Source organism: Enterococcus sp. ZQ21 (genome assembly GCF_030053755.1).
Classification (GTDB): domain Bacteria; phylum Bacillota; class Bacilli; order Lactobacillales; family Enterococcaceae; genus Enterococcus_B; species Enterococcus_B lactis.
In genome coordinates, this window is record NZ_CP125658.1 from 1,295,845 (window position 1) to 1,320,436 (window position 24,592).

General features: G+C 36.9%; 22 protein-coding genes, 2 pseudogenes and 1 riboswitch. Of the genes and pseudogenes, 17 read left to right on the forward strand and 7 right to left on the reverse strand.

The annotated features are described in order from the left end of the window. The first annotated feature begins 11 nt into the window (after window positions 1-11). The 13 genes and pseudogenes from QK255_RS06295 (at window position 12) to pbp4 (ending at window position 11,335) form a co-directional block, all read left to right on the forward strand. Window positions 12-200 carry a DUF2273 domain-containing protein gene (locus tag QK255_RS06295; protein WP_002290682.1) on the forward strand — a complete coding sequence of 63 codons (189 nt, stop codon included), beginning with the start codon at window positions 12-14 and terminating at the stop codon, window positions 198-200. A 12-nt stretch (window positions 201-212) separates the two neighbouring features. Beyond that, complete coding sequence (locus QK255_RS06300; RefSeq protein ID WP_002290684.1) at window positions 213-770, forward strand: Asp23/Gls24 family envelope stress response protein; 558 nt, start codon at window positions 213-215, stop codon at window positions 768-770. Window positions 771-801: 31 nt separating this feature from the next. Next, window positions 802-1,044: a GlsB/YeaQ/YmgE family stress response membrane protein gene (locus QK255_RS06305; protein ID WP_002290686.1), complete on the forward strand. Its 243-nt coding sequence runs from the start codon at window positions 802-804 to the stop codon at window positions 1,042-1,044. Window positions 1,045-1,384: 340 nt separating this feature from the next. Beyond that, window positions 1,385-2,599, forward strand: coding sequence for an ammonium transporter (locus QK255_RS06310; protein WP_047937253.1), 1,215 nt, complete (start codon window positions 1,385-1,387; stop codon window positions 2,597-2,599). Window positions 2,600-2,629: 30 nt separating this feature from the next. Further along, window positions 2,630-2,800 (forward strand): hypothetical protein, encoded by a 171-nt coding sequence (locus QK255_RS13345; protein ID WP_002290689.1) that lies wholly within the window; start codon window positions 2,630-2,632, stop codon window positions 2,798-2,800. Then, a pseudogene (locus tag QK255_RS06315) lies at window positions 2,773-4,188 on the forward strand (1-deoxy-D-xylulose-5-phosphate synthase); the annotation flags it as partial. The gene QK255_RS13345 and the pseudogene QK255_RS06315, both read left to right, overlap by 28 nt. Before the next feature lie 85 nt (window positions 4,189-4,273). Then, on the forward strand, window positions 4,274-4,732 hold the full coding sequence (locus QK255_RS06320) for an ASCH domain-containing protein (protein ID WP_002290693.1): 459 nt from the start codon (window positions 4,274-4,276) through the stop codon (window positions 4,730-4,732). A gap of 114 nt (window positions 4,733-4,846) precedes the next feature. Then, window positions 4,847-5,530, forward strand: a complete 684-nt coding sequence (locus tag QK255_RS06325) for an N-acetylmannosamine-6-phosphate 2-epimerase (RefSeq protein WP_002290694.1) — start codon at window positions 4,847-4,849, stop codon at window positions 5,528-5,530. 147 nt (window positions 5,531-5,677) lie between these two features. Beyond that, a complete protein-coding gene (locus QK255_RS06330; protein WP_002290695.1) occupies window positions 5,678-6,292 on the forward strand; it encodes a flavin reductase family protein in 615 nt (204 codons plus the stop codon). A 15-nt stretch (window positions 6,293-6,307) separates the two neighbouring features. Continuing rightward, on the forward strand, window positions 6,308-6,514 hold the full coding sequence (locus QK255_RS06335; RefSeq protein ID WP_002290696.1) for a DUF4649 family protein: 207 nt from the start codon (window positions 6,308-6,310) through the stop codon (window positions 6,512-6,514). Window positions 6,515-6,736: 222 nt separating this feature from the next. After that, a riboswitch (M-box (ykoK) riboswitch) is annotated at window positions 6,737-6,903 on the forward strand. A gap of 124 nt (window positions 6,904-7,027) precedes the next feature. Continuing rightward, entirely contained in the window at window positions 7,028-8,191 is a 1,164-nt protein-coding gene (locus QK255_RS06340; RefSeq protein WP_002290697.1) for an FtsW/RodA/SpoVE family cell cycle protein, read from the forward strand. A 92-nt stretch (window positions 8,192-8,283) separates the two neighbouring features. Continuing rightward, entirely contained in the window at window positions 8,284-9,168 is an 885-nt protein-coding gene (locus QK255_RS06345; RefSeq protein ID WP_002290698.1) for an LCP family protein, read from the forward strand. Window positions 9,169-9,298: 130 nt separating this feature from the next. Next, window positions 9,299-11,335, forward strand: coding sequence for a penicillin-binding protein PBP4(5) (pbp4, locus tag QK255_RS06350; RefSeq protein ID WP_086285992.1), 2,037 nt, complete (start codon window positions 9,299-9,301; stop codon window positions 11,333-11,335). Window positions 11,336-11,432: 97 nt separating this feature from the next. On the opposite strand, the gene QK255_RS06355 is transcribed toward pbp4, so the two are convergent. Then, complete coding sequence (locus tag QK255_RS06355) at window positions 11,433-12,584, reverse strand: cation:proton antiporter (protein ID WP_002319954.1); 1,152 nt, start codon at window positions 12,582-12,584, stop codon at window positions 11,433-11,435. 211 nt (window positions 12,585-12,795) lie between these two features. Here QK255_RS06355 and QK255_RS06360 point away from each other — a divergent pair, with 211 nt between their 5' ends. Further along, window positions 12,796-14,082, forward strand: coding sequence for a hypothetical protein (locus QK255_RS06360; protein WP_002290702.1), 1,287 nt, complete (start codon window positions 12,796-12,798; stop codon window positions 14,080-14,082). A 303-nt stretch (window positions 14,083-14,385) separates the two neighbouring features. On the opposite strand, the gene QK255_RS06365 is transcribed toward QK255_RS06360, so the two are convergent. The 5 genes and pseudogenes from QK255_RS06365 to QK255_RS06385 all read right to left on the reverse strand — a co-directional run bounded on the left by QK255_RS06365 (window position 14,386) and on the right by QK255_RS06385 (window position 18,541). Then, a complete protein-coding gene (locus QK255_RS06365) occupies window positions 14,386-14,907 on the reverse strand; it encodes an HdeD family acid-resistance protein (protein WP_002290703.1) in 522 nt (173 codons plus the stop codon). Window positions 14,908-15,005: 98 nt separating this feature from the next. Then, window positions 15,006-15,355: pseudogene (locus QK255_RS06370) on the reverse strand (DUF2200 domain-containing protein). A 279-nt stretch (window positions 15,356-15,634) separates the two neighbouring features. Continuing rightward, window positions 15,635-17,164, reverse strand: a complete 1,530-nt coding sequence (gene ahpF / locus QK255_RS06375) for an alkyl hydroperoxide reductase subunit F (protein ID WP_002290707.1) — start codon at window positions 17,162-17,164, stop codon at window positions 15,635-15,637. Window positions 17,165-17,173: 9 nt separating this feature from the next. Beyond that, the gene (gene ahpC / locus QK255_RS06380; protein ID WP_002290708.1) at window positions 17,174-17,737 is read right to left on the reverse strand and encodes an alkyl hydroperoxide reductase subunit C; all 564 of its coding nucleotides are present in this window, start codon (window positions 17,735-17,737) and stop codon (window positions 17,174-17,176) included. Between the two features lie 144 nt (window positions 17,738-17,881). Then, window positions 17,882-18,541 carry a GntR family transcriptional regulator gene (locus QK255_RS06385; protein WP_002290709.1) on the reverse strand — a complete coding sequence of 220 codons (660 nt, stop codon included), beginning with the start codon at window positions 18,539-18,541 and terminating at the stop codon, window positions 17,882-17,884. A gap of 183 nt (window positions 18,542-18,724) precedes the next feature. On the opposite strand from QK255_RS06385, the gene QK255_RS06390 reads away from it, so the two are divergent. Together QK255_RS06390 and uxuA are read left to right on the forward strand one after the other, a co-directional pair. After that, window positions 18,725-20,362 (forward strand): mannitol dehydrogenase family protein, encoded by a 1,638-nt coding sequence (locus QK255_RS06390; RefSeq protein ID WP_283341513.1) that lies wholly within the window; start codon window positions 18,725-18,727, stop codon window positions 20,360-20,362. Continuing rightward, complete coding sequence (gene uxuA / locus QK255_RS06395; RefSeq protein ID WP_002290711.1) at window positions 20,362-21,447, forward strand: mannonate dehydratase; 1,086 nt, start codon at window positions 20,362-20,364, stop codon at window positions 21,445-21,447. The genes QK255_RS06390 and uxuA overlap by 1 nt, the downstream gene beginning before the upstream one ends. Before the next feature lie 110 nt (window positions 21,448-21,557). On the opposite strand, the gene QK255_RS06400 is transcribed toward uxuA, so the two are convergent. Further along, window positions 21,558-23,111: a helix-turn-helix domain-containing protein gene (locus QK255_RS06400; protein WP_002290713.1), complete on the reverse strand. Its 1,554-nt coding sequence runs from the start codon at window positions 23,109-23,111 to the stop codon at window positions 21,558-21,560. A gap of 147 nt (window positions 23,112-23,258) precedes the next feature. Between QK255_RS06400 and QK255_RS06405 the strand changes: the two genes are divergently transcribed. Continuing rightward, window positions 23,259-24,491 (forward strand): LPXTG cell wall anchor domain-containing protein, encoded by a 1,233-nt coding sequence (locus tag QK255_RS06405; protein WP_283341514.1) that lies wholly within the window; start codon window positions 23,259-23,261, stop codon window positions 24,489-24,491. Window positions 24,492-24,592 lie beyond the last annotated feature (101 nt).

Sequence of the window (24,592 nt, forward strand, 5' to 3'; positions counted from 1 at the left end):
AGGGCCAAATAATGAAAGAACTATTTTCAGCATACAAGCTCCCTATTATCTTTGGGGGTCTTGGACTACTGCTAGCTGTTTTATGGTTAACAATTGGATTTTTCAAAACATTGTTAATCATCATTATGACAGCAATTGGCGCAGGAATCGGATTTTATTTGAAACAGACAGGAATAGTGGATCAATTTTTTAAATCATAGGAGGAAACAAAGATGGAAAACAAAAACATGAACACAACAAATGGATCAGTTTTAGCAAATGAAAAAGGGGAAAACCGTATGATGAATGGTGAATTGACTTATGAAGACAAAGTTATCCAAAAAATCATCGGCTATGCATTGAAAGATGTAGACGGTCTATTGACATTAGATGGCGGATTCTTTTCAAATATGGCTGAAAAATTAGTCAACACAGATAATGTAACAGCAGGTATCAATACAGAAGTAGGGAAGAAACAAGTAGCTGTGGATTTAGACGTGATTGTAGAATACGGTAAAGACATCGAAGACATCTACAACCAAATCAAAGAATTGATCAGTACTGAAGTAAACAATATGACACATTTAGATGTTATCGAAGTGAATGTGAATGTTGCAGACATCAAAACACAAGAAGAATACCAAAAAGATCAAGAAACAGTACAAGACAAAGTAACAGAAGCAGCAAAATCAACAGGACAATTTGCTTCACGCCAAACAGATAAAGCAAAAGCTGCTGTAGGCAAAGGTGCACAAAAAGTCAAAGAAAATAACGAACCACGTGTACAATAAGAAGTAAAAATTCAGTTAGGAGGAATTTAAAATGGGATTTATTTGGGCATTAATCGTCGGAGGTATCATCGGAGCAATTGCAGGAGCAATCACGAATAAAGGATCATCAATGGGAATCATCGCAAACATCATTGCTGGTTTAGTAGGTTCAGCCATTGGACAAGCTTTATTAGGAACTTGGGGACCAACAATTGCAGGAATGGCTATCATTCCATCATTAATCGGTGCAATCATTTTAGTATTAGTCGTTTCATTCTTTGCACGTAAATTATAAGCAAATTGAAGAAAAACTTATGTTGAAATGAAGAACAAATTTGAGAACTGTAGTGAAACTTGCTGCAGTTCTTTTTTAATATATTTTTATATGAAGTATTCTTTATTCCTTATGAAAAAATAGCTTGAAAAATAAAAAAAGACGAAAATAAACGGTTTTCTATAAAAGAAGATCGTTTATTTTTTTGTCTTTATTTGGTCAAAACGATAAAAAAGCATAGCACACCAAGCTTTTATTGATTGTCTGTCTTTTATAAATACAAGAATGTATTCAAAAAAACAGAAGAAAAATACAAGTAGATTTTCTTTTATACTCGTAAACGTAGAAAGGAGGCGAAAAAATGAATACATTACCTATCAATACAGGAGATACAGCATTCATGATTTTATGTACAGCGATGGTTTGCTTGATGACTCCTGGTTTAGCATTTTTTTACGGCGGACTGGCACGGAAGAATAATATACTGACGATCATGACTCAATCTTTTCTCTCAGTTGGGATAACAACGATCATGTGGGTATTCGGTGGATTCGGATTGGCATTTGGACGAGATATCGGCGGTATGATTGGAAATCCGGCAGATTTCTTTTTGATGAGACATGTTACAAGCTTCCCCAACATGTTCCATGGAGCGACGATCCCATTTTTGATGTTCTTTCTTTACCAACTGATGTTTATCGTGATTACTGTTCCTTTGATGACAGGAGCTTTTGCAGGGAGACTGAATTTAAAAGGCTATATTATCCTTGTTGTTTGTTGGAACCTGCTGATTTACTTCCCTGTTTGCCATTGGATATGGGGCGGCGGATTTTTGGATCAGATGGGATTTAGAGATTTCGCTGGCGGTGCAGTCATCCACACGACAGCTGGATTCGGTTCATTGGCATGTATCCTCACACTTGGACAAAGAAAGATTCCTATGGGCGAAAGAACTCAGCATAACAGTCTTATGGCAGCTGCTATCGGTACAGGTCTACTTTGGTTTGGCTGGTTCGGTTTTAACTCCGGTGGTGCACTTCGAGCAGATGATCAAGCAGTCAACGCATTTGGTTCAACATTCATCGCTCTTGCATTTGCGATGGTTACTTGGTTGATTATTGCAAAAGTAAAAGGAAATGGCTTTGATTTTGTCGACGTACTAACAGGATCCGTTGCTGGATTGGCAGCCATTACGCCTTGTGCTGGTTATGTAGAAGCAAAAAGTGCCATGTTGATCGGAATCATTGCTGGAATCGTCTGTCATGCTGCTGTTGATTTTCGTAAAAAGAAACAATGGGACGATGCACTTGATGTGTGGGGTGTCCATGGAATGGGCGGATTCACAGGGACGATTCTGATCGGAATTTTTGCAACTAACAGCCATTTATTAACAAATCCAAGCAGCTGGTACTTCTTAGGAATCCAAGTGATTGGTGTCATCATTACTGCCGTGTATGCCTATGTGCTGACAACAGCGATTCTAAAATCAGCCATGCATTTCACAACGATCACTACTACAAAAGAAGAGCAGGAAGAAGGATTAGACTTTTTCTTCTTCGGTAACAAACGCAATTGAAACAAAATCAAATAGAAAAGAGGAAGATTCATGCAACAAAGCAAAACGAAAATTCCTGCAAAGAAATTAACGTTCTTCGGCTTTTTGGCCATGACGATCTCAATGGTCGTTTCACTATATGAATATCCCACATTTGCGACCTCTGGCTTCAGTTTAGTATTTTTCTTGTTATTAGGCACACATCTACATCTATCAGTTTAGCTACTGGGTTGGCTAAAGCCAGAGATCTGAAGAAAGAATCAGGAAATGTGGTAGCATTTATTGGAGATGGCTCACTAAGTGGCGGCTTAGCTTTTGAAGGGCTGAACAACGGTGGCGCTTTACAGACCAATTTAATCGTATTAGTAAACGATAATGAGATGTCTATTGATGAGAACCACGGTAGCTTATATCAGAACTTAGCAGAGCTTCGTCAAACTCACGGTGAAAGCAGTAATAACCTATTTAAAGCTATGGGATTTGATTATCGCTATGTGGATAATGGAAACGACCTAGAAACGGTGCTCCGTTTATTTGAAGAAGTAAAAGATATTGATCATCCAATCGTACTTCACGTACATACGGAAAAAGGCCGCGGTTATCAGCCAGCAATCGATAATAAAATGAAATATCATTGGCACGTCCCATTTGATCTGTCTACAGGAGAAGCAAAACAGGCAGCTTCTGGAGAAACATTCAATACGATCATCATGGATTATCTGGATAAAAAAGTGCAAACAAGTACAGCACCTATTGCCGCAGTCAATGCAGCAATACCAGGCGCCTTTGGACTGAAAACATTCCAAGAAAAACATCCAGATCATTATTTTGATGTGGGGATCGCCGAGCAGCATTCCATCACGTTTGCATCTGCTTTGGCTTCTCAGGGAGTACGTCCAGTCGTCTTCCAATCGAGCACTTTCCTGCAACGGGCATATGATCAATTATCACATGATTTAGCAATCAACGAGAATCCAGTCATCATTTTAGTTGGTGGCGGAACGATCTCTGCTAGTGATCGAACACACCAAGGAACATTTGACATTCCTTATTTATCCAGTATTCCGAACATCAAATATCTTGCTCCAGCAACAAAAGAAGATATGATCTCTATACTAGATTGGGCTTTTGAGCAAACAGAACAGCCTGTAGCTATTCGAATCCCTACTCATGGTGTGGAACATGGTAAAGCTATCGCAAATGATTACAGTATTCCAACCTATCAGACAGTGAATAAAGGCGAAAAAGTGGCAATTTTAGCTTTAGGTGGTTTTCTTGGACTAGGAAAAGAAACAGTGGAAGCTTTTAGAGAAAAAGGAATAGAAGCAACATTGATCAATCCAGGAACAATCACAGAAAATGATGTAGAAACATTAGATAAATTAAAAGAAGCCCATGAATTAGTCATCACATTAGAAGATGGTAGTTTATCAGGCGGATTTGGCGAAAAAATCAGTCGTTATTATGGTGATTCTTCAATGCATGTGCTGAATTTCGGTGCAAAGAAAGAATTCACAGATAGTGTTCCAACAGTTAAACTTTATGAACGTTATCATTTGACACCAAGCCAAATCGTTGAGGATAGTCTACGTGTCTTAAATATTCAATAATACATCGTATTTTCCATCCAGATAATCGTTTATACTAGTATCTGGATGGTTTTTTATTATACGAAACAAAGGAGTAGATGCTCTTATGTATCAAAAAGTAGAAGAATATTTCAAAAAGTTTCAAGAAGAATATCCTAGGTATCAATCAGAAAAACTAAGCTTTTTTTCATTTGGGAATACAGAAGAAATGGCAGATGAATTGAGTGAGTTAGTTGTAAAAAAAATAAAAACCGGTACATCAAGCGGATACGATTTATACAAAAAAGAGAAGGAACCTTTACCAAAAGTGGGCCAGTTAGATGTGGTTCTGAATGGAAAAAATGAACCAGTTTGTATCATCAAAAATATAAATGTGACTATCTTGCCTTTTAGTGAAATCACGGAAGAACATGCTTGGAAAGAAGGAGAAGGAGATCGAACGTTAGCTTATTGGCGGAAAGTCCATACTGACTTTTTCAAGCATGTCTACAAAGAAGCACTGAACACGGCATTTACAGAAGAGAAGCTAATCGTATATGAAGAGTTTGAAGTAATTTTCTTTTAACAAGAAAGGCTTGCTAAAAGAAAAAGGATAGCTACTTTATTGACTCCTAGATAGAAAAGGGTTACATTTTTATAAGAAGATGTATTTCTAGAGAACGTCATTGGAGGAGATAGTGTGGATGTACTGAAAAAAATAAAAGGTGGGGTTGTCGTTTCTTGTCAAGCTTTGGAAAATGAGCCATTACACAGTTCTTTTATCATGGGGAGAATGGCTTTGGCTGCAAAAGAAGGCGGAGCAGTTGGTATTCGCGCAAATACAACAGAAGATATCAATGAAATCAAGCGAATCGTTGATTTGCCAGTCATAGGGATCATTAAAAGAGATTACGATGGGTCAGAAGTATTTATTACTGCGACAGAAAAAGAAGTGAAAGAACTTTTGGAGACGCAAGCTGAGATCATTGCACTCGATGCAACTTCTCGTAAACGTCCGACAGAAAAAACAACAGCTGAGCTTGTCCAAATGATCCACGATCACAGTCGATTAGCCATGGCAGATATTTCGACTTTTGAGGAAGCGCTTCAAGCGCAAGAAGATGGTTTTGATCTCTTGTCTACGACATTAGCAGGATATACAGAATATTCTCGAAAGACACAGACGCCTGATTTTGATTTGTTGAATCAGATCATAGAACAAGTCAATATACCAGTAGTCATGGAAGGCCATACTGACTCTCCAGAACAAGTAGAGAAAGCCTATGAATTAGGTGCTTTTTCAGTCGTCATTGGATCCATCATCACCCGTCCGCAATTCATCACTAAAAGATATGTCGAAGCCGCGAATAAAGCAAAGAACTAAAAAACACGTACGGCACAGATTCTTGACAAAAAAGAAAAATTAATAGATAGTTTAAAGCAGATTCTAAGAAGAAGAGGAAAGCGTTGCTTTTCCTTTTGTCTTCGCAGATCTGCTTTTTAGCGAATTTTATAGAAAGAAGGCGAGACCATGTTTGAACGAAGTCCTTCAGAATTGACAGAACGTGAAAATTACAAGTTGCTGATTGGTTCAGTTATCCCTAGGCCAGTTGCAGTAGTAACGACTAAGTCCGTAAATAATATAGTGAATATCGCACCCTTCAGTTACTTCAATATCGTCAGTTCGAATCCACCGATTTTATCCTTGGCGATCCAGAGAAAACAAGATACAGTAAAAGACACAGCAAAAAACATTCTTGAGACAAGAGAAGCGGTCATTCATATCCTTGATGAGGACAACGTAGAAGAAGCAAATAAAACAGCAGCTAATCTGCCTAATGAGGAAAGCGAACTACACTTGACTGAATTGACTTTAACGGATTCAGCAATCATTTCAGTACCAGCATTGACAGAAGCAAAAGTTCGTTTTGAGACAACCTTATATGAACATGTCGAGATACGGAATAAAAATAAAGTAACAGCTGATTTATTTTTGCTAGAAGTACAGAAATATCATTTGAATGAAACAGTTTATGATGAAAAGACGGGAAGGATCGACCCAAGAAAGTTGAATGCTGTAAGCCGCTTGGCAGGAAATGATTATGCAGCAATAGGAGAAATTTTCACGATCGCACGTCCCCAATAAGAAGGAGTAATAGTTATGTTAAAAATAAGTTATAAACCCTCAGCAGATTCAAAAGAAATGGAAAAAGAATACGAGACAGTGGATGATTTTCTGCAAGGGCAGTATTTAGAAGTTCCGCCATTGCAAGATCATTTTGTCGTCACCAAAGTTACTTTAGATGGCAAAGAAATAAGATTAACAGACCACACGATTAGCGGGTTATTCAATTACTTCAACAAATAAACATTTATTCCGAAAAGTGGAAATCACATAAAAAAACACCAAAAATAAAAAAATTATCAAGGAATCCTGGCACAAACGAACGAAACTGCGCTGGGATTCTTTTACGTTATTTGTTATTTTTTCCTAAAAATATTAAAGATTGTTAAATTTCACTATTTCATTTCAAATTCCATTGCCTAATACTTAGGAAAAGTCTATTATGGACTCGTAAATAGAATATAGTAATAACCTTGTTAGGTGAGGCTCCTATACAAACATAGGCTATTGCCCAGAAACGTCGAAAGTCGCCAATGGGTAAAACAGAAACTGTCGGATTAAGGCTTTTTCCAATAGCTAAGAATGTTTTCTTTACGTTGTATAGTGCTAAAACTCGGACGATGAGATGATGCTAGGTCAGAATTCTTGTTCGAAAAGGTTTCTGACCTTTTCTTTATATTTTCAAGACTGACTTATTTGATGAGACAAACTCGCTCCTCACCTGACAAGTGGTTTACTGTGTGAGGAGGAGATGCGGTGAAAAAAAGAAAAAAGATCGATTGGTGGATTTTGGGTCCTTATTTGACTTTGTCCATGATCGGTCTTTTAGAAGTATACAGTGCTAGTTCTTATCGCTTATTGCAAGCAGATGAAAATACAAAAAGTCTATTATTGCGCCAACTGATTTTCATATTTTTGAGTTGGGGCGTAATCTTCTTAGCTCGTTCAATCAAACTGCACTATTTACTTCACCCTAAAATAGCAGGATATGGTTTAGCTTTATCGATTTTCTTTTTGATCTTAGTACGAGTAGGGATATTCGGTGTCACTGTTAATGGCGCGCAACGTTGGATTTCTCTGTTTGGCATTCAATTTCAGCCTTCAGAATTAGCAAATCTTTTTCTGATTTTTTATCTAAGCTGGTTTTTTCGTGACGGAAATAATCCGCCAAAAGACCTAAAAAAACCTTTCCTGATTACAGTAGGCATAACTTTGCTGATTTTATTCCAGCCAAAGATTGCTGGAGCATTGATGATTCTTTCGATTGCGTGGGTCATTTTTTGGGCAGCAGCAGTTCCATTTAAAAAAGGAATCTATCTGATTGTTACTTTTTCTGCCTTATTGATTGGAGCAGCCGGCGGAGTATTATATTTAGGAAACAAAGGCTGGCTTCCCCAGATGTTCAATCATGCTTATGAAAGGATTGCGACTTTAAGAGATCCTTTCATAGATAGTCATGGTGCGGGCTATCAAATGACTCATTCGTTTTATGCACTATACAATGGTGGCATATGGGGGAGAGGATTAGGAAACAGTATCACAAAAAAGGGATATCTTCCAGAGACAGAAACAGATTTTATTTTTTCGATCATTACAGAAGAGCTTGGGTTAATTGGTGCATTGTGTGTACTTTTCTTATTATTCTCATTATGCATGAGAATCTTTTGTTTAAGCAGTCGTTGTAAAAATCAGCAAGCTGGGTTGTTTCTTTTAGGATTCGGAACTTTGCTATTCGTTCAGACGATAATGAATGTGGGAAGTATCGCAGGGCTTATGCCAATGACTGGCGTGCCATTACCATTTGTTAGTTATGGAGGAACAAGTTATCTGATCCTTTCTTTAGGAATCGGGATCACGTTGAATATTTCTTCGAAGATACAGGCCGAAGAGTTGCCGCTCTATCGACCTGAAAAACAATAAAGAGAAACTGAGAATCTCTCAGTTTGAATTATCATAAAGGACTATCTTTTATTTTTCAAGCGAGAGATTCTTTTTAGAAAGAGGAATTCGCAATGAAAGTATTTCAAAAAATCATATTATCTGTTTTGTTACTGCTTACACTAGTAGTCGGCTTTTTTTCGATTGAATTTGTCCATGGATTTTCGTCTGCAAAACAGACCTCAACTGTTAAAAAGGTAGCGCCGAAAAGTGTTCCTACCACACTAAACGTGGCTTTGATTGGTTCAGATGCCCGTTCGAAAGATGAAAATGGTCGCTCAGATTCACTTATGGTTGCACAATACGACCAGAAAACACAACAAGCAAAACTAATCTCTATCATGAGAGACTCATACGTCGATATACCAGGTTACGGAATGGATAAAATCAATGCAGCGTACTCTTACGGAGGAGTTGATTTATTGAACCAAACATTAAAGGAAAATTTCAAATTTGAAGCCCCGTATTATGCAAGTATCACATTTCAAGATTTTATCGATTGCGTCAATGAACTGTTTCCTGATGGAGTAGAGATTGATGCAGAAAAATCTTTAGATTTAGATGGCGTATATATAAAAAAAGGGAAGCAAGTAATGGATGGCAATACGTTACTGCAGTATGCTCGATTCCGTGAAGACGAAGAAGGAGACTTTGGGAGGATTAGAAGACAGCAACAAGTGATTAAAGCTATCTCTCAGCAGCTGAAAGACGTCACTTCGATATTTAAATTACCGAAAGCAGTGGGAAAACTACTTGGCAGTATCCAAACGAACCTTCCTGAGAGTGTGCTACTGGATTGCGGTATGGATTTCCTCAAAGACGATAATAAAAAGATCGATACATTATCCGTACCAGTAGACGGCAGTTGGGACTTCAACGACAATACGCCTTCCGGAAGTGTTCTGGAATTAGATTTGACCAAAAACCAAGAAGCAATCAAAAAATTTCTGAATAATTAAGTAAAGAAAAGAAAATAAAAGAAGTTAGAAATAACAATTTATGTTATGTTCTGACTTCTTTTATTATGTTAGAATAAACAGGTATAAATAGTGAAAATAAAGGAATAGCAAGCAAAAGAAGGAGGAAAAAATGAAAAGAAGCGACAAGCACGGCAAAAATCGAACAGGCGCTTATATTGCCGGCGCAGTGATTTTAATAGCAGCTGCAGGTGGCGGTTATTTTTACTACCGGCACTACCAAGAAACCCAAGCAGTAGAAGCTGGAGAAAAGACGGTTGAGCAATTTGTCCAAGCTTTAAACAAAGGAGATTATAACAAAGCTGCAGGAATGGCATCGAAAAAGGCAACAAATAAAAGTGCATTATCTGAAAAAGAGATCTTAGAAAAATACCAAAATATATACGGCGCTGCCGATGTCAAAGGACTTGAGATATCAAATCTAAAAGTAGATAAAAAAGATGATTCTACTTATAGCTTTTCATATAAAGCAAAGATGAATACCTCATTAGGTGAATTGAAAGATCTTTCTTATAAAGGAACATTAGACAGAAATGATGGTCAAACCACGATCAACTGGCAGCCTAACTTGGTTTTTCCAGAAATGGAAGGAAATGACAAAGTAAGCCTGACCACGCAAGAAGCAACAAGAGGGAACATTTTAGATCGAAATGGGGAACCATTAGCAACAACCGGCAAACTAAAACAATTAGGAGTCGTTCCAAGCAAACTTGGAGATGGGGACGAAAAAACGGCCAATATCAAAGCCATTGCTTCCGCATTCGACTTAACAGAAGATGCTATCAATCAAGCTATTTCACAAAGCTGGGTACAACCCGATTATTTTGTCCCATTGAAAATCATTGATGGAGCAACGCCAGAACTTCCAGCTGGAGCTACCATCCAAGAAGTAGACGGCAGATATTATCCTTTGGGTGAAGCAGCTGCTCAACTGATTGGTTACGTAGGAGATATCACAGCAGAAGATATTGATAAAAATCCAGAATTAAGCAGTAATGGAAAAATCGGACGATCTGGTTTGGAAATGGCTTTTGATAAGGAGCTTCGTGGGACTACAGGTGGAAAATTAAGCATCACGGATGCAGACGGTGTCGAGAAAAAGGTTCTGATCGAGCATGAAGTCCAAAACGGCAAAGATATCAAATTGACAATCGATGCGAAGGCACAAAAAACAGCTTTCGACAGTCTAGGAGGAAAAGCTGGATCGACTGTTGCGACAACGCCAAAAACCGGTGATCTTCTTGCGCTTGCTAGCTCTCCAAGCTATGATCCAAACAAAATGACAAACGGGATCTCACAAGAAGACTACAAAGCTTATGAAGAAAATCCTGAACAACCATTCATCAGCCGATTTGCGACAGGTTATGCTCCTGGATCTACGTTTAAAATGATCACAGCAGCAATCGGTCTCGACAACGGCACTATCGATCCAAATGAAGTGTTGACGATCAACGGGCTTAAATGGCAAAAAGACAGTTCTTGGGGATCATATCAAGTAACTCGTGTTAGTGATGTGTCACAAGTAGACTTAAAAACTGCTTTGATTTATTCCGATAATATATATATGGCACAAGAAACGTTGAAAATGGGGGAAAAGAATTTCCGTGCAGGTTTGGATAAATTCATTTTTGGTGAAGACCTTGATTTGCCAATCAGTATGAATCCAGCACAAATTTCTAATGAAGAGAGCTTTAATTCAGATATCTTGCTAGCTGATACTGGATATGGACAAGGCGAACTTCTAATTAATCCTATCCAGCAAGCAGCAATGTATTCTGTTTTTGCCAACAATGGCACACTTGTCTATCCTAAATTGATTGCAGATAAAGAGACAAAAGATAAGAAGAATGTCATCGGCGAAACAGCGGTACAGACGATCGTGCCAGATCTGAGAGAAGTTGTGCAAGATGTAAATGGTACAGCACATTCTCTTTCTGCTTTAGGGATTCCGTTGGCAGCGAAAACTGGTACAGCGGAAATCAAAGAAAAACAGGATGAAAAAGGGAAAGAGAACAGTTTCTTGTTTGCTTTCAACCCTGATAACCAAGGTTATATGATGGTTAGCATGTTGGAAAATAAAGAAGATGATGATTCAGCAACTAAACGAGCACCCGAACTATTACAATACCTCAACCAAAATTATCAATAAAGAACGACTTCTTAACTATAGTAAAAGGACTGTGACGGGATCGTCACAGTCCTTTTTTTCGAATAAACGACAGGTTCACGACCGCTTTCTGGGTCACTCACACTTCATAAACTTTTTTTGTAAAATATTTCAGAACAAGTGGAGAAATAAGTGTACTTAATAAAATCACGATTACTAAAGGTGAATAGTACTGTGGTTCGATCAATTGACTTTGCTGTCCAATTTGCAAAATGATCAAAGCCATTTCTCCACGCGAAATCATACCAGCACCGACCATCAATGAACTATGTTGAGAAAAACCGGCAATCTGAGCACCAAAATACCCTCCAAGCAATTTGGTCAAAATCGCTACAAGCGTCAATATAGAAATAAAGAGCAGCTGCTCACCAAAGTCAGAAAAATCAACTTCTAATCCTACACTGACAAAAAATACTGGTATAAATACTGCATATCCTAAGGCTTCAACATTGTGGTATACTTCTTCTTTGACCTTTGTCTGACTGACTGCTATCCCAGCAAAAAAAGCACCAATGACAGAACTAAGACCTACAAGATCCGCTACGTAAGACATACCTAAACAAATAACTAGCGATACGATGATAATAGAAGAATTTGCGTACACTTTTTCTGCAAATGAAAGCAAGAAGGGTGCAATCCATTTGACTAATAAGAAAATAAAAACAAAGTAAACGAGCTGTTCAATCAAAACAAGCGGTAAAGAAGCATTGCTAGAAGCTTCTCCAGTGAGAAAAGATAGACTGAAACTTAGGACTAAAACGACCAAAATGTCATCTACAACTGAAGCGCCTAAAATAGTTGAGCCTTCTTTCGTATTCACCACGTTTAGTTCCTTTAATACTTCAACTGAAATACTGACAGAAGTTGCTGCAAGAATAATCCCAAAGAAAATCGCTTCATTTCCCGAAACTTGGAATGCTTCGCCTGTTAGCCAACCAAAAACAACAGGGAAGATGATTCCAAGTAAAGCAACGAACATGCCTGGTCGGAAATATTTTTTCAAAAGAGATAAATCACTTTCCAGTCCAGCTAAAAACATCAATAAGATTACACCAATCTCCGAGAAGTCATGGACTAGAATATCCGGTTTGACCCAATTCAATCCAGCTTGTCCTAGCAAAACACCAACAAGTAATTGTCCGATTACTGCTGGAATACCTAATCTCCTAGAGATATGTGAGCCAATCGTTGTTGAAATCAATATCAGGCATAAAATACCAATAAATTCCATTCTCATCATTCCTTTGTATAAAATATAGCCCGAACTTAGCATAACATATATTATTAATTTTTTCGGACAATATACTTGTAAACAAATCTTATAGTCACAATTTTTTCTTTTAATAGAAAAAAATAGTTTTTATACTAAAATTATGGATTGGATAAATATGTTAAGATGACTTATCAGAACGTTTAAATATTTATCACAGTGGAGGAAGCTTATGGGCGAGCATAAATTAATACAAGAAATAGATAACGAAAGATTAGCACGTATCGAAAATGATCAATGGGTTAACAATATTGCTAATGCCTTTGCTCAGCAATATCATTTTAAAGCAAGCGATATCAATCGCTTTAATAAAACAAATTTTATTTCAGATTTGACCCCTTTATTTATTAACTTAGTTGATTTAAGTGAAGATGAATTTAAAATAGATACAAAAAATATGAAAGAATCTCTTGTAAGAAGTACTTATGCGCTTGAAAATGCTGAATTATTTCGCAAATATACCAATGAATTGGTTGTTAATGATTCCAGTAGTTTTATTATGATACCTCTTTCTTTCAAAACTGAAAAAAGTTCACATCTTGTAACAGCATCCATCCAAAAAAAAGCTGGTTTTTTTCAGATAGAAATTTTTGATAAAGCTGGAATAGCTCCTCCTGAAAGATCAGAGAAATCTTTAGTTGTTAAAAATAGGGAACAGATGAAGAGGAAAGTAAGTTACATTTATGAAATAAAAGACACAGAAAAAAATTTTGCAGAGATGATTTATGCCCTTGAGAACGGCAGAGGAGAATTCAATATTCCTTTGGATATCAATAATAAAAAACTAAATTATAAAGAGTATATTCCTTTAAGACTCCTCAGTAAAGTAGCAACCAAGGAATATTATGGTGATAAGATCAGAAGTGCGCAAATTATAGGAAATTGTTGCGTAAAATCATGGACAGGAGCATTGAAAGATAAATTGGAACAGTTTCGTATAGAACAAAGTAAGCCGAGTAATGAGTCATTGAATAAAATACTTACAGAAATTGCCTGTCGTCAATTAGAAAAAGCAGGTTATGGTCCCAAAACAATCTATCATTTTAGAGAATTGAACAGCTTATACAGTTATAATAAAATAGAGAGAAAAGATATGAATAATAAATTTTCAAAAAAACAGGAAAATAGTAGGTTGTTCAATCAATATTTTACTGAAACTAAAAATAAGCTTCCGCTTGATCGGATTGCTTTACCTATGTTAAATGCCTCTCTTAAACATAACCATACTGGAACTAAATATAATAAATTAAAAAAACTTTTGGGTAAAAATAAAACAAATGACTCTACTAGTATTTATTTTTTAACAGATTTAGATAAGCAAAAGATTATCGAGAATGTTGGAACTATCGTTTCTCATCATGAAATAAAAAAAACAATGGATACTATAAAAAAGGAAGTCCAAAGGTGCCAGCAGAATAGATTACAGCTCAGAACTGTTCAGGCATATAGCGAAAGATAGGGAGTTGTTCATTTTCTTTTATTATAAAAAGAAAAATTCTGAGATTTTTTTATCTTTGTGAATTAAGACCTCCAGTGTGAACTGGAGGTTTTCTTTTCATCAGAAATCCACTTCAACTTAATAGTTTAACGAGTTTTTTTACTACCACGCGGGAAACTCTCTGCAGACCTTAGCATAACTAGGGTTTTCATAACATACAAACAGAGACCGAAGAATCAATTCTGATTCATCAGTCCCGTAATTATAAAATAAGGTCTTCTTGTGTATACTACAGTCAATGGAATTGTTTTTAAAGCATAAAACTCAATACATTCTTCTTATTCTGATAAAATTGATGATCTCCTGGATGCCCATGAAAATCAAGATGAAACCGAATATTTGGAATAGAACCATCAAGCTTTTGAATGGATTGAACAATAAGACGAATCCGCCAATCAACAACAGAATACTATAAACACTCCAACTTTTAGCTTTTGTATTCATGCTGAAGAACAACTGGAACAAGCTGTTGATGATAACAGCTAATCCAAGAAGAATCGGCAGGATAGAAACGATTGCAGGTGCAAAAGCATAAACGATCAGCGCGCAGATCAGGAAAAAAAGACCACTAAACAGACCGATACTCCAAGAACCTGTTTTCCTTTTAAAACGGTAAGCCTCAAAAAGATTCAACAACCCAAGCAAAACAAGATAGGCAGTGATCAGATAACCGATAAAATGAAAAACAGCAGAAGGGTTTAGCACAATCGCAATCCCAGAAATAATATAAACAGCAGCTCTTAATAAGGCGTATTTTTGAATATTTTGTTTAATCGTCTCAAACATATAAGAAAACCTCCTTTGACTTATTTTAACGTGAACTAGTCATTTTACCAAATCAAACGTTACAAAATGAGTGAAGGAGAAGAGCTTCTTAAGGAAGATCATTTTCTGAGGATCTTTTCCATTTTTTGCCTTTTGCTAGCTCATCGATCATTTTATCTAAATAACGAATTTCTTTCATCAAGTTATCCTCGATGTCTTCTACTCGCACACCACAAACAACACCTGTAATCAAAGAACGAGAAGGATTGGGGGCAGGGGCTTCCGCAAAAAACTGTTCGAAAGTCACTTGTTTTTGTAGTTGATCTTCTAGTTCTGTTTGGGAATAACCTGTCAGCCAGCAAATGATTTCATCTACTTCCTCTTTTGTACGATCTTTTCTCTCTGCTTTTGCTACATACATAGGATAAACGCTTGCAAAACTTGTCTTAAAAATACGATTTTGCGCCATAATCAGTCACCTTTCTTCTTTCAAACTATTTACTACTTATAGTATATAAGAAAAAGAGAAGAAAAAGTGATTTTTCAAAAAAAAGACAAAAAGGATTGTGACAAAATTCTTGTCACAATCCCTTTTTTCCGAATAAACGGTGTTCTCCTGCCTACTCCTCGGTCCCAAGTCACAATATTCAACAAACACGAGAAACTGTTTATTGAAATTGTTCCTTGTGACTCGGAGCTGAACGGTAGGCTCACAACCTCTATCTGACTTTTTTACAATCTTCATCGCTCAAGTGCACATCAGATAATCGAAGGCTCCTAAAGCTGCAGTAGCTCCTGAACCCATTGAAACGATGATTTGTTTGTATGGACTATCTGTACAATCACCAGCTGCGAAAACGCCGGGGATATTCGTTGCGCCATTTTTCTCGGTCACTATTTCATTTCTTGGGTTCATTTCGATCGTTCCATCTAGCCAATCCGTATTAGGAAGTAAGCCGACTAGAATGAATACACCTGAAACAGCTAGTGTATGCATCTCCATCGTACGGCGATCGATATAGGAGAGAGATTCTACCTGATTCGTACCGCTGATTTCTTTCGTCGCTGCATGTTTGATAACAGTGACATTCGCAAGAGAGACTAGTTTATCCTGTAAGATTTGATCTGCCTTTAATTCTGGTAAGAATTCTAGAACATATACATGTTTTGCTAACCCAGCCAAATCGATTGCTGCTTCAACACCAGAATTACCACCACCGATAACAGCAATCTCTTTTCCTTTAAATAGAGGGCCGTCACAGTGTGGACAATAAGCAATTCCTTTATTTTTAAACTCTTTTTCTCCAGGTACATTGATAGAACGCCAGTGCGCACCTGTCGCAATAATTGCCGTTTTTGCTTGAAGTGATATGCCGTTAGCCAAGCCGATAGTGATAAAATCTTGCTCTTTATTTAAGGAAACAGCCTGTTGATTGATCATAATATCGATAGGGTAACTACGCACATGATTTTCTACTTGTTGCATTAATTTTGGCCCTTCCGTGTAAGGGGTACCAATCATATTTTCAATTCCCAGTGTTTCAACGACTTGTCCACCGAAGGAGTCAGCAACAATCCCTGTGCGGATTCCTTTACGTGCTGCATAGATAGCTGCACTACTAGCTGCTGGTCCTCCACCGACCACTAATACATCATAAGGTTTTTTTTCAACTAATTCTTCTTCAACCAAAGGACCAGTGATTTTTTCAACGATTTGTTCGATCGTCATGCGTCCGCTACTAAATTCTTCACCATTTAAAAAAACTGTTGGCACTGCCATGATTTGTTTATCATCGATTTCTTTTTGGAACATACCGCCTTCAATCATCGTATGAGTAATATTTGGATTTAATACAGCTAATATATTCAATGCCTGTACAACGTCGGGGCAATTATGACAAGTCAAGCTGACATAACTGTCAAAATGCAGCGTTTGTTTGATTTGTTTGATTTTGAGACTCAAAGATTCACTGATTTTCGGTGCCCGTCCACTAATTTGCAACAGTGCTAGTAAAAAAGAAGCAAATTCATGACCGAGGGGGATACCAGCAAAAACAATTCCACTTTCTTTGCCAAGAGGGCTGATAGAAAAACTAGGTGTCCGCGTCAACTCTTTTTTTTCCCAAGAGATTTTAGGAGACATTTCTGATATTTCCTTCGTAAATTCTGCTAATTTTTGACTATTTTCACTAGTATCCAAACTAACAGAAAAAACAATAGGAGATTCAATCAGTGCTAAATATTGTTCGAGGTTTTGTTTAGTTTCTTTGTCTAACATGTCGACCACCTAAATTTTTCCAACAAGATCAAAACTTGGTTTCAATGTTTCGCCACTTTCTTTCCATTTTGCCGGACAAACTTCACCTGGGTGAGTACGTACATATTGAGCAGCCCGTATCTTATCAATCAGTGCACTAGCATCACGACCAATTCCATCTGCATTGATTTCCATAGCTTGAACGATGCCGTCTGGATCAATAATAAATGTTCCTCGTTGAGCTAATCCTTGTTCTTCATCTAACACATCAAAAATACGAGAAATCCGATGCGAAGGATCGCCAATCATCGTGTATTCGATTTTACCGATAGCATCTGATGTATCATGCCATGCTTTGTGAGTAAAATGGGTATCTGTAGAGCAAGAAAAGACTTCAACGCCCAAAGATTTCAAGGTGCTGTATTGTTCTTGTAAGTCTTCTAGTTCAGTGGGACAAACAAAAGTGAAATCTGCTGGGTAGAAACATAGGATACTCCAATTCCCCATAAGGTCTTTCTCGCTAATTTCTAAAAATTCTCCTTGATGATAAGCTTGAGCGTTAAATTCTTCGATTTTTTTCCCAATCAATGACATAGTAAAACCTCCAATAATAATTATTTATTTATAATTATTGTAATTTAGCTGGAGTTAGAAAGTCAATGAATATTTTGTTATTTAATAAAGATTACTCAAAAACGCTGGTTAATTATAAAATGGAAGAGGCATAAGAAAATACAACTACTTGAAATACTCAGGATAACGTTGAGTGACAGTTTCTTGTTCTTTCAGCATCATGTGCAAGTGCAATCCCGTTTGAAAACGAGCTTCTTCTGGTTTTTTATCGACTAATGCTCTGAATAAATCTTCATGTTGTTCCATGATCGTTTCCCATGGAAGCCCTTGTATGGTCACTCTTAACCAACGAAAACGTTCTAAATGGGTATTGTGGTCATCTAACCAGTTCCAAACTTCTTTTCTGCCAGCAATTTCGAAACAAGCTTCATGAAATAAATTATCTGCACGAAAAAACGCACGTTCATCCTTTATTTTAGCTGCTTTTTCTTGTTCTTCTAAAATCGTTTCTAACACTATTCGTGTTTGATTGTCCAATTTGGAACAGCATTCGATCATGATCTGCTGTTCTAATTGCTCTCGAACAAATCGAGCATTTTCTGCAGAATAGAGATTGATTCTTGAAACATACGTACCACTTTGAGGAACTGTGTACACGAGTTCTTGTTGACGTAGTTGAATCAATGCTTCGCGAATGGGGGTTCGGCCGATAGAAAGATGTTCCTCCAACACCTTTTCAGATATTTTCCTTCCAGGTTCTAGGTCCGCATAGATGATTTGTTTACGAATCGCTTGATAAGCTTGAGATTGCAAGCTACTTTTCATTTTTATACCTCCAAAATCATTTCTATGAACGTAGTATAACAGAAGAGATCTGAAAAACAATCTGATATGTCACTTAAACTAGTAAATTTGTATAAAAAGTAAAATTTTGATTGACACAGCGGTTTTTATTACATAAAATTCATTTGAAGGCAAAAACTGATATGTTAGTTTAGGAGGGGAAAAATGATTGATTTAAACAACTGGAAGAACTTTATTCCTGAATTATCTCAAAAAGAAGTAGAAATACCTCATTTTGACCGTGCATCATTAAGAGAAACTGGACAAAGAAATCCTGTCTGGATCCATTTTGGTGGCGGAAATCTTTATCGAGGATTTCATGCAGAAATCGCTCAACGTTTAGCGGATCAAGGCGAATTGCCCACTGGTGTCATTGTTTGTGAAACATTCGATGAAGAAATAATTGAAAAGGCTTACCGAGATTTTGATGATTTGATTCTTGAAGTGGTCATGCCAAGCAGTGGAAAATTTGTCAAACGTATATTAGCTGCGACAGCTGACAGTCTGTATTGTCATCCAGATTGCTCGGAACACTTTTCTAAGATGATTGGGCACTTTGAAAATCCGAGTTTACAATTAGTTACTTTTGCTATTACTGAAAAAGGTTATCAATTGAAAGATACAAGTAATAAATATATAGGACCGATTGCAGTTGATATAAAAAATGGTCCGAAAAAGCCATCACATACGATGAGTATTCTTACTGCACTACTTTATAGACGGTTTTTATCGGGAGCTTGGCCGATTGCACTTGTCTCTACAGATAATTTTTCACAAAACGGCAGTCAATTACGTACTTCGTTGCTAGCGATCGCAAAAGAATGGCAAAAGGAAGGTTATGTACCAGAAACATTTATCCAATACTTATCGAATGAAGAAATCGTTGCGTTTCCATGGACAATGATTGACCGTATCACTCCGAATCCTTCCATATCAGTTAGCAGAATGTTGGCAGAAGAAGGCTTTTCAAATATGTCGATCTTGCAAACCGCAAAGGGAACCAATATTGCGCCATTCGTCAATACAGAAGACATCCATTATTTAATCATGGAAGATCATTTCCCAAACGGACGTCCGAGATTCGAAAAAGCTGGAGTGTTCTTGACTGATCGTGCAACGGTAGATAAAGCAGATACGATGAAAGTGACGACTTGTCTTAATCCTTTGCATACGGCTTTAGCTATTATGGGTTGTTTACTGGGTTATAGGAGTATAGCTGAGGAGATGAATGATCCAGATTTGTCGCTGTTAGTTTCTGAAATCGGGTACAATGAAGGTCTTCCAGTCGTAGAATCGCCTGGAATCATTGATCCAAAGACCTTTCTTGAAGAAGTAGTCACTGTGCGATTTCCTAATCCAAATATTCCTGACATGCCTCAGCGAATCGCCACGGATACCTCTCAAAAGGTGGCGATTCGTTACGGTGAGACGATTAAAAAATATATGGAAATAGAAAATAAGGACCCGCAGACTCTTGTGTTCATCCCATTGATTCTCGCTGCTTGGCTTCGATACCTTATTGGCCTTGATGATCAAGGAAAACCATTCACACCGAGTCCAGATCCTTTGCTGATAGAACTTCAGCAAAGGCTTTCTGACATTCAATTGGGTACGCAAGATATCTCACATACCCAAGAGAAAATTGCTCCTATTTTGTCAAATAAAGAAATTTTTGGTGTAGATCTTTATCAAGCTGAGATTGGCAGAAAAATAGAAGGAATGTTCATCAAAATGTTGGCAGGACCCAATGCCGTACGAAAAACATTACAGAATTACTTACAAGAACATGGAGGAACTTTATAATGGAAATGACTTTTAGATGGTACGGTTCACAAGAGGAAAAGATTACTTTAGATGAAATCAGACAAATACCTGCAGTCAAAGGTATTGTAGGCACATTGATGGATATACCAGTAGGAGAAGTGTGGCCTAGGGAACGGATCAAAGAATTAAAAGAAGAAATTGAGTCTCGTGGATTGACACTAAAGGTTATCGAAAGCGTCAATGTGCATGATGCCATTAAAATTGGATTACCGTCCCGTGAGCAGTATATCGAAAACTATAAGCAGACGATTCGAAACTTGGCAGAATATGGAATAGAAGTCATCTGCTATAATTTTATGCCTGTATTTGATTGGGTCAAATCTGATCTTGATTACCGCTTAGAAGATGGCTCATCTACGTTAGCTTTTATATCTGCTGATATTCCAGATGATCCAAAAGAAATCGTCGAACGCATCGAACAGTCCAGCAATGAATTCGAGTTGCCGGGGTGGGAACCTGAACGCTTAGCTCATATCAAATCTTTGCTTGAAGCGTATGCATCAGTAGACGAAGAAAAACTTCGAGGAAATTTTGCTTATTTTCTTCAATCGATCATCCCGACATGTGAAGAGGTAGGGGTCAAAATGGCTGTACACCCAGATGACCCGCCGTACTCGATTTTTGGATTACCTCGAATCGTAAAGAATCGAGAAGATCTAGATTGGTTGTGCCGAGTAGTAGACAGTCCTTCTAACGGAATCACTCTTTGTACAGGAAGTATTGCAGAAGATCCAGAAAATGATGTGTATGAAATTTTAGCAGAATTTTGCCAAAGAGATCGGATCCCATTTGCTCACGTTCGAAATATCAAGTTTTTAGATAATCGAGATTTCTATGAAGCACCGCATAAATCAGAATACGGTTCATTAGACATGTACCGTATTCTAAAAACAATGTATGACAACGGATTTGACGGATACATCCGCCCTGATCATGGCAGAATGATTTGGAATGAGACAGGAAGACCAGGATATGGCTTATATGATCGAGCATTAGGTGCGGTATATCTAAATGGATTATGGGAAGCAATTGAAAAAGGAAATGAACGTAAAGAAAATCAGTAAATAATTTATAATTTTATTATGTAAATGAAAAAGATATTCAAACTTTTGTGACATAAATCCGTATGCTTTTTAACAGTATACGGATTTATGTCACTTCTTTGGTCTAGGAACTAGAGGTTATCTTGATTTTCTTTTTCTGATTGGTTCATAAGAGCCTCTTCTTTTAATTCAAAAATATATTCTGAAATCCTCATAATCACTTTTTTCCAATCTTCTGGTGTGATGATTCCCTTTAAAATATATATTTTTTTGATGTGGGAAGGCAATTGTTTCAAAGGGCAGTCACTGATAACGATGTTACAGTTCTCCATAAAATCGTTTTGTATTTTGATCGATTCATTTGAAAAAATTTGTTCTATCTTAACAATCAAATCTTTACTGATATAAAAATCACGCGTATAGTTCACACCAATCACGATCAGCGGTTGTTTTTTGTAACGATCATATAAATGTACTAGATCTTCGACCATCCATAGCACATTTTCTTTTTCTAAAATATCTGGCAGCATATGTTGATTTTGTTCTCTGAAATCCATGTAAAATCGTTCGATAGCTGTTTGGATTTCTTTCAATACGTTGTGCTCTTGATAAAGCATAAAAGTAGGAAGAGGCGTATTTGGTTGATTGAAGTTAAGAAATCCATTATAAAGTTTATTTCGTGCGAACGCCAACGAGTAAAGAATCTTTTCTTTTTCAGGTATAAACAAATCAAATACTGTACAAAAGGATTCCACCATTTTTCTTGAATAAAGAATATGAGGAACATTTGCTTTTCTTAAAAGTTCGTATTGCTCCAAACTTGTTTTTTCTGATTCGATTTTCGTGATAGAGAGCCGAGCTAAAATATTCACTAAGATGCGTTGTTCGCGACAAATTGGCAGATTGGGGCGCAAAATATCGACAGAGGGATCAATAAAAAAGTCAATATATTCATACTCTTCAAATTCTCTTTGTACACCTTTCACAGAAGTAGCCGGAAAATTCTCTTTACATATTTTCAACAGCAAATATAATTTATCCATCATACCGCTATTCAGTCGGTCAAGTACCTCTTTTTTAAAAAAAGTATTCATCATAAAAGCAACTACCTGTGGTTCTTCATCATAAAAATCTGTAGCAGTACTTGAAAAGATATTCCAATAAATATCTAATGCTGCATATTGGATTTGTACTTCTTTTCCAGAAAAGGACTTTCTTCCATTATTAGAAAAGGAGACAGACAAACCATACAATGCTAAAAATGCATTGATTTTTTTCATTTTCGTATACAGATAAGAGGCACTATAGTTCGTTTGCTGACTTAAACTGATAATCGAATTTGTCTGACAACTGAACAAAGAAGTCAAGATCTGATAACTGACCGATTCGTTGCAGTATCTTCCAAATAGACGATAGTAGCAATAAGCCGGATCAATTCCTTCAAAATTCAACTTCAAAAAAGGTTTTTGTTTATCAATATGCAGTTTTGTTAGATTGAGACGCTCAAAATCTTGTTCTAATTCTTTGATGTATAATAGAAAATTTGATTCAGACATATGGAAATGATCTGCTAAATATTGTGTAGTAATAAAGAAACGATGTTCAGACAGGAAAAGAAAAATATCTAATTTTGTATTGCTTTTTTTCTTCAAAAGATACGTTTTTATCGCTTCTTGGGTTTGCATGAAGGGCGCTCCTTTTTAGTTAAATTGTTAAAACTTGAAAATATTACTGTTTTTTTCATGAAACTAGACAAAAAGACAGTAAACATATAGGCACAATCTCTACTATCTTATTTCTTGCATACAAAAAAATCAAGGAGTGAGAGAGTTATGAGATATCCAATCATCTTAATCTCAACATTTACAGCCTTAAGCTTATCGCTTACTATAAATCAGACAGTGCATACAGAGGAGATAGGAACAGCAAATTGGGCAGAAACCAAATGGGCCAATGTCAATCGAATTACTTTCCAAGATGAATTTTCTTTCTTCAATTCAGGTGTCACAAAATTAAAAAAAGGACAAACAGCGACCATCAAAGCAACAGTTGATTATTCGGGAGACTTAGCACCGATACGACAATCAGCTGTTACATTTGAGAATGTTGACCCTGCTTTATTGATCAGTTACGACGAGAATACTTTGTCTATCCAACACAAGCAAGCAACATTTACTTTCACCGTCACACTAAATCAGGACTTGCTAAAACCAGCACTGTTTACTGTCAAAGTATCAGATGGCTTACCGAACGATCTTCATTATCTGACGCCGTATAGTCAACGGCAGACAGTTGAGCAAGATTCATCGATCGACTCAGGAGGAGGAGATCTTGTTGGGGAACCAACGGATAAACCAGAAAATGAAAACAAGCCTGATATACCGCCTACAGAAAATCCAGACGGAGAACAACAACCGGAAATAGAACCTGGTGAAGAGCCTGATACAGAAATGAAGCCAGAGCCAGACAATGAATCAAAACCTGAAACAACTCCCGAAGAAAAACCAGATGTCAGTCCAGAACCAGATACAGACTCTGGAAACGAAACAATACCGGAAACAAAACCAGGCACAGATAATGAAACCGAGAATCCAGAGAAACCAGATGTGACTCCAGAACCAGATACGGACTCTAGCAACGAAGCAAGACCAGAAGAAAAACCAGACACGGATAATGAAACCGAGAATCCAGAAACACCAAATGGGTTTCCAGAAGAAAAGCCGGATGTGGCCCCAGAAATGCCAGAAAAAACACCTGAAACAAATATAACGGCAAAAGAGATAAGCACCCAAAAGGATGAAAAGAAAGAGAGTCAAAAAATAAATACAACCATTCGACAAATAAATGAAGAAAAGCAGAATACACACACACAACGATTTGATAGACCTCACCTAGCTGAGACTTTAAAAAGTAGCAAAGATACAATCTTTGCTAGTCCTGATACGAAAAATAAACAGCTGCCAAAATCTGGAGAAGCACAAAATAAAGTCATACTGTGGAGCGGAATCATTCTTTTAAGTATAACAACAATGTTTTCTGTAAAAAGATTTAAACAAAATAGATGACACTGACATTTGAAGAATGTCGGAGAACACATTTTTACAAACGAAAAAGTAATATTAATAAAACGACCCTGAATAACAGATTCTAAATCTGATATTTAGGG